Origin of the sequence: Myxococcus vastator (assembly GCF_010894475.1) — a bacterium.
In the GTDB taxonomy this organism is placed as follows: domain Bacteria; phylum Myxococcota; class Myxococcia; order Myxococcales; family Myxococcaceae; genus Myxococcus; species Myxococcus vastator.
Genome location: NZ_JAAIYB010000009.1, coordinates 9,361 through 21,187, shown reverse-complemented (window position 1 = coordinate 21,187; position 11,827 = coordinate 9,361). Strand labels below are relative to the sequence as shown.

General features: G+C 71.2%; 2 protein-coding genes. Both read right to left on the bottom strand.

Going from position 1 to position 11,827, the window contains the following annotated elements:
- Window positions 1–78: 78 nt before the first annotated feature.
- On the bottom strand, window positions 79–3,519 hold the full coding sequence (locus tag G4D87_RS01935; protein WP_163777850.1) for a non-ribosomal peptide synthetase: 3,441 nt from the start codon (window positions 3,517–3,519) through the stop codon (window positions 79–81).
- Window positions 3,516–11,741 carry a non-ribosomal peptide synthetase/type I polyketide synthase gene (locus G4D87_RS01930; protein WP_163777847.1) on the bottom strand — a complete coding sequence of 2,742 codons (8,226 nt, stop codon included), beginning with the start codon at window positions 11,739–11,741 and terminating at the stop codon, window positions 3,516–3,518. Before G4D87_RS01930 ends, G4D87_RS01935 begins: the two co-directional genes overlap by 4 nt.
- Window positions 11,742–11,827 lie beyond the last annotated feature (86 nt).

The following is an 11,827-nucleotide window of genomic DNA, read 5'->3' as shown; positions in this document are numbered from 1 at the left end:
GGCCGGCGGAAAAGGTGAGGGCGAGGAACGGGGCAGCGGCGAAGCGGGCCACGCCAGTCGTGGCGTGGACCCGGGGCGCTACTCCTTCTTCGAGGAAGTCGAGTCAGGGAGGTTCAGCTCGGCGCGCGTCGCGGCCTGGACGCGGCGGGCCTGTCGTGGCCGAGCCACCAGCGGCGGAGGCGCGGCGGGCGCACCGGGTTGCTGGAGCGTCTCCAGGTGCTTCGCCAGGGCGTCGAGCGTGGGGTGCTCGAAGAGGACGCGGAGGGACACCTCCACCTTCCAGGACTCCTGGATGCGCGCCACCACCTGGACGGCCTTCATCGACTGGCCCCCCAGGTCGAAGAAGTTGTCGCGCGCGCCGACCTGATCCACCGCCAGGACGTCGCGCCAGATGGCCGCGAGCTGGACCTCCGTGGGCGTGCGCGGCGCCTCGTAGGCCGCCGAGGCGCGCGGGTTCGCCGACGGCGCGGGGAGCGACTTGCGGTCCAGCTTGCCGTTGGCCGTCCGGGGGAAGGACTCCAGCGTGACGAAGTGGCTCGGCAGCATGTACGCCGGCAAGTGGGCGGCCAGGTGCTGGCGAATCGACAAGGCTTCGGCCGCGGCCTCGGCGCCGGAGCGCACGTAGGCGACCAGCTCCGCGTGGCCCGACACGTCCCACAGCTTGACGGCGGCCTCCAGGACGCCCGGCACCTGCGCCAGCCGGGCTTCAATCTCCCCCAGCTCGATGCGGAAGCCGCGCAGCTTCACCTGTCCATCGCCGCGGCCCAGGTACTCCAGCGTGCCGTCCGGCAGCGCGCGCACCAGGTCGCCCGTGTCGTAGAGCCGGCCGCCCGGCACCTGGCCGAAGGGGTCTGGCACGAAGCGCTCCGCCGTCAGGTCCGGACGGTGGAGATAGCCCTGCGCCACGCCGTGTCCGCCGATGTACAGCGCGCCCGTCACGCCCAGGGGCACCGGGTGCAGGGCCGCGTCCAGCACGTACACCTGCGTGTTGCCAATGGGGCGGCCCAGGGTGATGCGGCGCCCCGGCTCCAGGCGCGTGGTGGTGGACCAGATGGTCGTCTCCGTGGGGCCGTACATGTTCCACAGGGACGCGCCACGCGAGCACAGCGGCTCGACGAGCTCCGAAGGAATCGCCTCTCCACCGCAGAGGAGCTTCAGCGTGGGGCTGCCCTGCCAGCCCAGCGTCAGCAGCATTCGCCACGTGGACGGCGTGGCCTGCATCACCGTGGCCCCGCTCTCCGCCAGCGCCCGCATCAGCCGGGTGCCATCCAGGGCCGTCTCGCGGCTGGCGATGACGACGCTGGCGCCCACGCTCAGGGGCAGGAACAGCTCCAGCACGGAGATGTCGAAGGCGACCGTCGTCACGGCGAACAGCGTGTCCTGTTCGGTCATCCCAGGCGCCCGCTGCATGGACGCCATGAAGTTGACGACCGCGGCGTGCGGCACGGCCACGCCCTTGGGACGGCCCGTGGAGCCGGACGTGTAGAGCACGTAGGCCAGGTTCGTGCCCGCGAGCGTCACCTGGGGCGACGTCGTGGATGCGCCGGAGGCCTCGGCCATCACCATGCGCTTGCCGAGATAGGCGGGGACCTGCGCGGCCAGCTCCGGCTCGGTCAGCAGCAGTGAGACGCCGCTGTCGTCCAGGATGTGCGCCAGCCGGTCCGACGGATACAGCGGGTCCAACGGCACATACGCCGCGCCCGCCTTCAGGATGCCGAGCAGCCCCACGAGCAGCTCCACCGAGCGCTCCAGGAAGATGCCCACGCGGTGCCCCGGCTCCACGCCGAGCTGGCGCAGGTGGTTCGCCAGCCGGTTCGCCTGTTCATCCAGCTCCCGGTACGTCAGGGCGCGCGACTCGAAGCGCACGGCGGTGGCGTTCGGGCGGCGAGCGGCCTGCTGTTCGAAGAGGCCGTGGAGGCTGCCGGGCAGGGGCAGGTCGCGCGCGGTGTCGTTCCACTCCCGCAGCAGGCGCAGGCGCTCGGGCCCGGTCAGCAGGGGAAGCTCACGCACGGACCGGGTGGGGTCCTCCGCGATGGCCGCGAGCAGCGTGAGGAGGTGCCCGGACATCCGCTCGACGGTGGCCGCGTCGAACAGGTCGGTGTTGTAGTTCAGCTCGCTGACCAGTCCTCGCGCCGTCTCCGCCATCGACAGGGAGAGGTCGAACTGCGTGGTGCCGCTCTCGAACTCCAGCTGCTCCAGCGTGAGGCCGGACAGCGATAGGACCTCGGACGGCGTATTCTGGAGCGTGAACAGCACCTGGAACAGCGGGGCGTAGCTCGGGTCGCGCGCGGGCTGGAGCGCTTCGACGAGTTGCTCGAAGGGCAGCGTCTGGTGCGCGTAGGCGCTCAGCGTGTCCTGGCGCACGCGGGTCAGCAGCTCGTAGAACGGCCGCGCGCCGTCCACCTGGAGCCGCAGCGGCAGCGAGTTGACGAAGAGGCCGATGAGGGGCTCCGTCTGGGGCACCCGGTTGGCGATGGGCGTGCCGATGACGAGGTCCTCCTGCCGGCTGCTGCGCGACAGGAGCACGCCGAACGCGGACAGCAGCGTCATGAACAGCGTGGCCTCCGCCTCGCGGCTCCGCTGCTTGAGCCGGGCGGTCAGCTCCGGCGGCACGGTGAAGCGGTGGGTCGCGCCGTGGAAGCGCTGGTTCGCGGGGCGCGGCCGGTCGGTGGGCAGCTCCAGCAGCGCGGGGGCGCCGGCCAGGTGGTCGCGCCACCAGGAGAGGTGCGGCTGGAGGTCACCCCGGGTGGCGCGCTCCTGCTGCCAGCGCGCGAAGTCACCGTACTGAAGGGCCAGCTCGGACAGCGGTGAGGGCTCGCCCGTGCTGAACGCGCGGTAGAGCGCCGCCAGCTCGCGGATGAGGACGCCCAGGGACCAGCCGTCGCAGGCGACGTGGTGGAGCGTGAGCAGCAGCACGTGCTCGCGTGGGTCCAACCGCAGCAGGGACATCCGCAGGGGCAGGTCTTTCGACAGGTCGAAGGGCCGGCCGGCCTCCTCCGTCGCGCGCCGCCGGACCTCGGCCTGGCGCGCGTCGGCGGGGAGGTGCTGGAGGTCCACCTGGGGCATCGTCACGGACGCGGGCGGCAAGACGCGCTGAAACGGCTGACCCTGGTGCTGGCCATAACGCGTGCGCAGCACCTCGTGGCGGCGGACGATTTCGTCCAGGCTCCGCTGGAGCGCGGCGACGTCCAGGGCGCCTTCGAGCCGCAACGCGGCGGGCATGTTGTACGCGCCGCTGGGCCCCTGGAACTGCTCCAGGAACCACATGCGCTGCTGGCCGGACGACAGCGGCAGTTCTCCATCGCGAGGGCCGGCGGGGATGAGGTCCGCGGCGCTCTGGAGCGACTGGCCCACCTGCTGGAGGAAGGAGACCAGCTCCTCCTTGCGGGACTTCATCTCCCCGAGCAGGTCGGGCGTCATCACGCCCGGTGGGGCGTTGAAGCGCAGGCGCTCGCCTTCCATCCATAGCCGCACGTCGTGCTGTCGCAGCCGGGTCAACAGTCCATCAATCGTGTTCACAGCTCCCCCTCTTCACGGCTTGCGCCGTTGCTGGTGTCTTCTACCGCGCGCGACGCCCACAGGACGGTGTCCACGTGCTCCGCGAGCCCGGCGATGGTCGTCTGCTTGAAGAGCCGCTCCAGCGGCAGCTCCACCTTGAGCGCGTCCCTCAGCCGTGAGGCCACCTGCGTGGCCAGCAGCGAGTCACCGCCCAGCTCGAAGAAGTCGTCGTGGACGCCCACGCGCGGCAGGCGCAGGGCCTTCATCCACACGTCCGCCAGCGTCTGTTCGGTGGGCGTGCGCGGCGCGACGAAGGGGCGCGTGGGCGCGCTGGCCTCCGGGTCGGGCGCGGGCAGCGCCTTGCGGTCCAGCTTCCCGCTGGCCGTGAGCGGCAGGGCCTCCAGGAGCACGAAGAAGGCGGGGACCATGTAGTCCGGCAGCTTCTCCAGCAGGAACTGGCGGAGCGCGGCGGGCGTCACGCTGCCCTGCGCGGAGGGGACCACGTAGGCCACCAGCCGCTTGTCATGTCCGGCCAGCGCGCCCGGCTCCTCGCGGACGGTGACGACGACCTCCTGGACGTGCTCGTGCGCGCTCAGCGCGGACTCGATTTCGCCCAGCTCGATGCGGAAGCCGCGCACCTTCACCTGGTGGTCGGTGCGCCCCAGGAACTCGAGCGCGCCGTCGGGGCGGTAGCGGACCAGGTCTCCGGTCCGGTAGAGGCGCGCCGCCGGGTCGTCGCTGAACGGGTCTGGCACGAAGCGCTGCGCGGTGAGCTCCGGGCGGTTGAGGTATCCCGCCGCGACCAGCGGCCCGCCGATGTGCAGCTCGCCCGCCACGCCGATGGGCACGGGCGCGCCGTGCCGGTCCAGCACGTAGCAGGGGCGGTTCGACAGCGGCCGGCCAATGGGGACGCGCGTGGCGCTCCAGCCCTTGGGGATGTCGAACGTCGCCGCGGTGATGAGCGTCTCGGTGGGGCCGTAGGCATTGAGCGTGCGCACGTTGCCCAGCGGGCCCTGCTGCCACAGCTCCAGCACCTTGGGCAGCACGGTGTCACCGCCGATGATGACCAGCCGCAAGTCATGGGCGCCGATGGCCGGCGGCGATTCGGCCCAGCTCTGCGTGAGCTGCTGCCAGTACGCCGTGGGGAAGTTCATCACCGACAGCCGCTGCTCGACGACGCGGCGGGCCAGCTCCTCGGGCGTCCAGACCTGGTTGCCGCGCAGGACCAGCGTGGCGCCCGTCATGAGCGTCGGGAGGATCTGCTCCAGGGACGCGTCGAAGTTGAACGAGGCGAACTGCAACACGCGGTCGCGCTCGGTCAGCTCGAAGTGGAGCTGCATGTCCTGGAAGTGCACCGCCATCTGCCCGTGGCTGATGACGACGCCCTTGGGCTCACCCGTGGAGCCGGACGTGTAGATGACGTAGGCGGGGGCCGTGGCCGTCGCGGTGTTGGGCGGATTCTCCGTGGGACAGGACGCCAGCGTGACGGCGTCCGTGTCCAGGTGGACGACCTTCGCGGTGTGCGCGGGCAGCCGCTCCGCGAGGGCCTGCTTCGTCACCAGCACGGCCGCGCGCGCGTCATCCAGCAGGAAGCGCAGCCGCTCCACGGGGTGCGCGGGGTCCAGCGGCACGTAGGCGCCACCGGCCTTGAGGATGGCCAGCAACGTCACCAACATCTCCGGCGAGCGGTCGATGAAGGCGCCCACGAGCATGCCCGGCCCGACGCCCAGTCCACGCAGGTGGTGCGCGAGCTGGTTCGCGCGCCGGTTGAAGTCGGCGTAGGTGATGCTCTGGCCGTCCAGCTCCACCGCGTGCACGCCGGGCCTCGCGGCGGCCTGCTGTTCGATGAACTGGTGAGTGAGCAGGTCCTCCCGGTAGCCCACCTGATTCTGGTTCCACGCCACCAGGACCTTGCGGCGCTCGGCGGGGGTGAGCATCGGCAGGTCGGCCACGCGCGCTTCCGGCTGCTTGAGCGCGCCCGTCAGCAGCGTGCGGAAGGCCTGGGCCCAGCGGGCCAGCGTCGCCGCTTCGAACAGGTCGGTGTTGTAGTCGAAGTCCAGGACGAGCCCGTCCTCGGCGTCGATGACGTTCAGGCTCAGGTCGAAGGCGGCGTAGCGAACGGGCTGCGGGACGAAGTGCGTCCGCAGGCCGTCCATCTGGAGGTTCCCCAGCGGGCGCTCCAGGTTGAACGTGGCGCTGACGAGCGGCGTGTGGCTGGTGCTGCGCGGCAGTCCCAGGCGCTTGATGAGCAGGGCGAAGGGATAGTCCTGGTGCTCATACGCCTCCCAGAGCACCTGCTTGAGGCCCTGGACGTGTTCGGAGAACGTCTGCTCGCCCTGGACGTGGCTCGCGATGGGCAGCAGGTGCGAGCAGTAGCCCACCAGGTCCTCGCTGCCCTCCATCCCCCGGCCCGCGGTGGGAATGCCCACCAGCACGTCATCCTGGCCCGTCAGGCGGTGGAGGAACGTGGTGTAGACGGAGAGCAGCAGCATGAAGAGCGTGGACTGCTGCTGCGCCGCCGCCTCCCGCAGGGACTGGGTGGTGGCGCGGTCCAGCCGCAGCGTCTCCCGGGCACCCCGGTAGCTGCGGTGCGCGGGGCGGCCATGGTCGATGGGCAGCTCCAGCGCGGGCAGCGTCTCCACGCGCCGGCTCAGCCAGAAGCGCTCATGGGCCGTCTGCTCCTGGGTTCCGGTCTGCTGCTGGAGCCACTGCACGTACTCGCCCCACTGCATCGCGGGCGGGGGCGCGCTGCGCTTGCCGCCCAGAAGCTCGGTGTAGCGCGCGGCGAGCTCGCGGACGATGACGCCCAGCGACCAGCCGTCCACCAAGACGTGGTGCGCGGTGAGGACGAAGACGTGCTCCTGCGCGCCCAGCTTCAAGAGACTCACGCGGAAGGGCGCACCGCGGTGCAGGTCGAACGGCGTGTTGCTCTCCTGCTCGTACCAGGCGGAGAGGCGCTCGGCCTGCTCTGGCGCGGGCAGGGTGGAGAGGTCGTGCAGCGTCAGGGGCAGCGGCAGCGAAGCGGCGGCGGTCTGCTGCTCGCCGGACTCGTGGACGTGGATGCGCAAGGCCTCATGCCGGTCGACGACGTGCTGGATGGCGCGCTGGAGCAGCTCGCGCTGGAGCGCGCCTTCGAGCCGCAGGCTCATCGACAGGTTGTAGGAGATGGAGCCGCCGGGGTTCATCTGGGCGAGCACCCACAACTGCCGCTGTGCCTCCGTCATCGGCAGCGTGCGCGCTTCCACGCGGGTGGGCTCGGGCGGCGTGGCGCGTGGCCAGAACCCGCCCGCGCGCATGTCGCTCACCGTCTCGGTGACGGCGCGGACGATGGTGTCGAGGTCCTCGTCCGAGTGCGCGGTGGAGAGCATGCACGTGCGCCCCTCCCAGATGTAGATGCCGCGCTGGATGAGGTGGCAGAAGAACAGGTCCATCTCCAGCGACTGGTACAGGTAGCTGGTGTTGCCCGCGGCGGAGAAGCGCAGCACCGAGCCGCCGTGGATCGCCTCGATGGGCGCCTGCTCGCGCTGGAAGACGTCATTGAGGCGCGCGACCAGGTCCGCGGCGCGGCGGCTCAGGTTCTCCTGGAGCTCGGGCCCCTGGGCCTTGAGGTGGCTCAGCGTGGCCACCGTGGTCGCCATGGTCAGCGGGTGCTTGCAGAACGTGCCCGCGGAGAAGGTCGTCTCGACGGCGGGGTAGGACGCGTCGCCGTAGCTCCAGTCGCCCCCGTCGATGCGGTCCACGAAGCCACCCCGGTCCGCGACGGCGCCAATGGCCATGCCGCCACCGAGCACCTTGCCGTAAGTGGCCAGGTCCGCCTCGATGCCGTACCAGGCCTGGGCGCCACCCGGATGGAGCCGGAAGCCGGTGATGATTTCGTCGAAGATGAGGGGCACGCCTGCTTCACGCGTCATCGCTCGCAGCACCTGGAGGAAGGCCCGTGGCTGGAGATTGGGACGGCGGCTCTGCACCGGCTCCACGAGGACGCCCGCCAGCTCGTGGAGGTGCTCGCGGATGAGCTCCAGCGTGCGGTCTTCTCCGTAGGGCAGCACGAGGACGTCCTCGACGACCTTGGGAGACACGCCCGCGGCCATGGGCAGCGACTGGGGCTCGCCGTTGACCATGCGCCCCACCACCAGCGTGCCGTCGGAGTGGCCGTGGTAGGAGCCGGTGAACATCACGATTTTGGTGCGGCCCGTCGCGGCGCGCGCCAGCCGGAGCGCCGTCATCACCGCCTCCGTGCCGGAGTTGCAGAAGGTGACGCGCTTCATCCCGGTCAGCTCGCAGAGCAGCTCCGCGGCCTGTCCGCCCAGGTCCGACTGGGGGCCCAGCTCCATGCCCTCCGCCAGCCGCTGTCGCAGCGCCTCCATGATGAAGGGCGGGTTGTGACCGAACAGGTGCACCCCGAAGCCCATGGAGAAGTCGATGTACTCGTTGCCGTCCGCGTCCCAGACGCGCGAGCCCTTCGAGCGCACGCTGACGATGGGGTAGCAGACCTCCTTCAGCTCGGCGCGGAAGTTCATCAGCCAGCGGACATCGCTCCACTTCGCGCGGTAGCGGACGGCGGCTTCCTTCGAGCGCTTCGTGCGCGCGGTGTACTTCGTGATGAACGCGTCCAGGTGGCGCTGCTGCGCCGCGGGAAGCTCGCGCTCGGGCGCGCCGGACTTCGGCCCCGCGCCAAAGGGTGACGCGCCTCCAGCCTTCGCGGTGTTCGCGAGCGCCGCCTTGGGGGCAGGGGCTTCCTGCGTCGCGACGGGGAGCGGCAGCGGCGCGGCGGGACGTCCGCCCAGGAGCGCGAGCTGCTGCGCCATGAGCTGCAACTGCTGCTGGATGAGCTGCTCGACGGCGCTCCCCGGAGGCGCGGCGAGCGTGTTCGCGGTGGCGGCCGGCGCGCTCACGGGGAGCGGCGCGGGCGCGCTCGTCGCCGCTGGCGCGGGGCTCAGGGCGAAGCTCGCGGGCAGCGTCTGGTCGAGGTGGCTCGCCAGGGCGTCCAGCGTCGTCAGCTCCTCGAAGAGCTGACGGATGGCCAGCTTCACGCCGAAGCGCTTCTCCACGTTGCGGATGGCGTCCAGCAACACGAGGGAGTCGGCGCCCATCTCCAGGAAGGACATGCGCGGGTCGAGCTTCTCGGGAGGCGCCTGGAGCAGCAAGGCGACGACCGCGCGGAGCTCGGTGAGGATGCGCTCCTTGCGTGACACGGCGGGCGCTGCGGCGGAGGTCTGGGGCATCATCGTCGGGGTGTGGGCAGGAGAGGGGAGCGTGGAGTCCAGCAAGTACCTCTGACGCTCGAAGGGGTAGGTGGGCAGCGGGACACGACGGCGCGGGTGGTCCGCGTCGACGGCGCTCCATGGGATGGTGACGCCGCGCGTGTGCAGCGCGCCGAGGCTGCCAAGCAGCGTCTCCCAGGCATCCTGCTGACGCCGCAGGCTGGGCAGCCACAGGCTCGCGCTCTCGGGCACGCAGCGCTTCGCCATGCCGAGCAGCGTGTCGTGCGGGCCCAGCTCGATGAACAGCGCCGGGCCCGCCTGCGTCAGCGCCTGGAGGCTCTTGAAGAACTGCACGGGCGCGCGCGCGTGCCGTCGCCAGTAGGCGGCGTCGGGGGCCTGGGACATGCGCTCGCCCGTGAGGTTCGAGATGAGCGGGAGGCGCGGCGCGTGGGCGGGCAGGATGCGGGCCACCTGCTCGAAGCCATCCAGCATCGGCTCCAGCAGCGGCGAGTGGAACGCGTGGGAGACGGTGAGCGGTCGCGACTCGATGCCTTGCGCCTGGAGCGCCGTGGTGATGCGGTGGACTGCTTCGCGCTCACCGGAGATGACGACGTGCCGTGGCCCGTTGATGGCGGCGACGTCCACCAGGGGCTCGCCCTCCAGTGCCATGCGCACCGTGGCTTCATCCGTCAGGACGGCCGCCATGGCGCCGTTCTGGGGCAGGGCCTGGATGAGCCGGCTGCGCGTGGCCAGCAGCGCCAGCGCCTCCTCCAGCCCGAGCGCGCCCGCCGTGTGCGCGGCCGTGAACTCGCCCACGCTGTGGCCCATGACGGCGTCTGGCACCACGCCCCACGAACGCCACAGCTCCGTGAGGGCATGGCCCAGCGCGAACAGCGCCGGCTGGGTGTAGCGCGTCTGGTGGATGAGCTGCGCGGTGGCGTCCGTCGTCGGAAACAGCACCGACAGCAGCGGGACCTCCAGATGTGGGCGGAGCAGCGCGTCGCAGCGCTCCAGGGCTTCCCGGAAGACGGGCGCGCTGTCGAACAGTTGCCGTCCCATGCCGGGGTACTGGGTGCCCTGGCCGGGATACAGGAAGACGATTCGCGGCGCGGCGCCACGCTGCACCTCGCCCTGATGCAGCCCGGGTACGGCGTGCCCCTGGGCGAAGGCTTCGAGCCGCGACGCCAGCTCCCCAGGTGAGCTCGCGGTGAGCGCGAGCCGATGCGGCCACGCATTGCGGCCGGTGTTCGCGGTGAAGCAGACATCCGCCAGCGCGGGGGCGTCCGGCCGGGAGAGGTGCTCCTGATACCGCCGGGCCAGGCTCCGCAGGGCCGCATCGCTCCGGGCGGACAGCGTCAGGACCTGGCTGCCGCGCTCGGGGACGCGAGGTGCATCCGCGGGGCGCGACGGGGGCTCGCTCAGGATGACGTGGGCGTTGGTGCCACCGAAGCCGAAGGCGCTGACCCCCGCGACGCGCGCGCCGGGCGCTTGGGGCCACGGCTCCGGGCGCGTGGGAATCGGGAACCGGGTCGCATCCAGGGCGATGTGCGGGTTGAGCTCGCGCAGGTGGACCTGCGGCGGAATCTCGCCGTGGCTCAGGGCCAGCACCGTCTTCATCAACCCCGCGATGCCGGCCGCCGCCTCCAGGTGGCCGATGTTGCTCTTCGCCGAGCCGATGAAGCAGCGCTGCTCGGCCGTCCTCCCCGGTGAGAGCACGGCGCTCAGCGCCGCCAGCTCAATCGGGTCGCCCAGCGGCGTTCCCGTGCCGTGGGCTTCGATGTAGCCAAGCTGCGCTGGCGACAGGCGGGCCTGACGGAGGGCCTGCTGGATGACGTCCTGCTGCGCTGCGCCGCTGGGCGCGGTGAGGCCGTTGCTGAGCCCGTCATGATTCACGGCCGAGCCGCGAATGACGGCCAGGATGGGCGCGCCCGAGGCCAGCGCATCCGACAGGCGCTGGAGGACGACGATGCCGCAGCCCTCGGAGCGCACGTAGCCGTCGGCCGCTGCGTCGAACGTCTTGCAGCGCCCATCCGCAGCCATCATCCCCGCCTGCGAGAAGGCGATGGTGAGCTCGGGCGACAGGATGAGGTTGACGCCGCCCGCCATCGCCAGGTCGCACTCGTGGCCGCGGAGGCTCTGACAGGCCAGGTGCACCGCGACGAGCGACGACGAGCACGCGGTGTCCACGGCCATGCTCGGACCCCGCAGGCCCAGGACGTACGACAGCCGGTTGGCCGCGATGCTGTGCGCGTTGCCAGTGCCCGCATAGGCATCCAGCAAGGAGCGGTCGCCGAACTGCCGCTGCGCGTAGTCGCTGGTGCTGATGCCCACGAAGACGCCCGTGCGGCTGCCCTGGAGTCCTTGCGGTGCCTGTCCCGCGCGCTCCAGCGCCTCCCACGCGACTTCCAGGAGCAGGCGCTGCTGCGGATCCATCCGCACGGCTTCGCGAGGTGAGATGCCGAAGAAGAGCGGGTCGAACGCGCCGACGTCTTCGAGGAAGCCGCCCCATCGCGTGTTCATCGTCGCGGGCGTCGACGGGTCCGACGAGTAGAGGCTCGCCGCGTCCCAACGGTCCGCGGGGACTTCGGTGATGGCATCTCCGCCACGCTGGAGCAGCGCCCAGAAGGCCTCTGGCGTCGGGGCTCCCGGGAAGCGGCACCCCAGCGCCACCACCGCGATGGCTTCGTCCCGCGCGGCCTCGGTGACGGGCGTCGCGGGCGCGTCCGTCACGGGCGCGGTGCCACGTCCGAGCGCCTGGCTGAGCGCGTCGATGGTGGGGTGCTCCCACAGGATGGTGGGCGAGACGTCGCGGCCCAGCCAGTCCGCCAGCTCCCCCGACAAGAACACCGCGTCCTTCGACGTCAGCCCGTAACGAACGAAGGGTTCCTGGGGGTCGACCGCTTCGGGCGCGAGCTCGGCGGACTCGGCCACGTAGGCCCGAAGCCACGCCTCGATTTCATCGCGCGTGCGGCCTCCGGACACACCGGAGGCCAGAGGGGAATCCACAGGGGTCTGTGAGACACCAGAAGATGGTTTCATCGAAACTCACGGACCGGGGGTGTAATCCTGCAGATCGTGATTATTATGAAATCGTTCTGGATCCGACTAGTCTTGACGGAATTTTG